The sequence below is a fragment of the Holdemanella sp. genome (assembly GCF_056804935.1).
The window spans coordinates 2,641-3,305 of the sequence record NZ_DBMEXE010000181.1 but is presented as its reverse complement, the minus strand read 5'-3'; the positions used below and the strand labels follow the sequence as shown (position 1 = coordinate 3,305).

1 pseudogene is annotated in these 665 nt (G+C 28.3%); it reads left to right on the top strand.

The features are described from left to right. Positions 1-401 precede the first annotated feature (401 nt). A pseudogene (locus ACZQCL_RS07820) lies at positions 402-665 on the top strand (DUF975 family protein); the annotation flags it as partial.

Genomic DNA, 665 nt, shown 5'->3' with positions numbered 1-665 from the left:
ATCAATCGAATTCAAGATAGCTCCTCCTTTCCTCTCTCTAATACGAAAAAAAAGAAAGAAATTTTAGAAAAGATGCACATTTTGACAATTTCACATAATTCAATCTGATTTCACAACATTTACCAAAGTTATACTAAATTCACAACAACATAGAATGATATTCTATAAGTGCCTTAAAGATAAGGCAATGAATATAGAAATAAACCAATATTCATATCTCTCTCCTAAAAATAATAATAAACAAAAGAAACCATTTTAAGACGCCAACACTTAAAATGGTTTCTTTGTTTTTAAGTATATACATGCAAATCTTTATACGAACCATACAATCATATATCTTTTTCCACATCATTCATTTTCTTATATGATAAAATTAAAATATAAGGAAGAAGGTGCTCCCTATGTGGAATCGACAACAAGTTAAAGAACAAGCTAAACAAATCATGAAACGCAACTATTGGAAAATGTTTGTGGTAACACTGCTTACAGGAATATTAACTGGCGGAAAAACAACGATTATTGAAAGAGTACAAGATTTTGCTTCAAACAATCTTTCTTATGATGCCCAACCTATATTCTATTCATCTAATTTCCAATATATATTTTATTCCTTTATTTCTGTTGCTAGTATTTTAGGAATCCTCTATACAATCTTTATTGGTAAT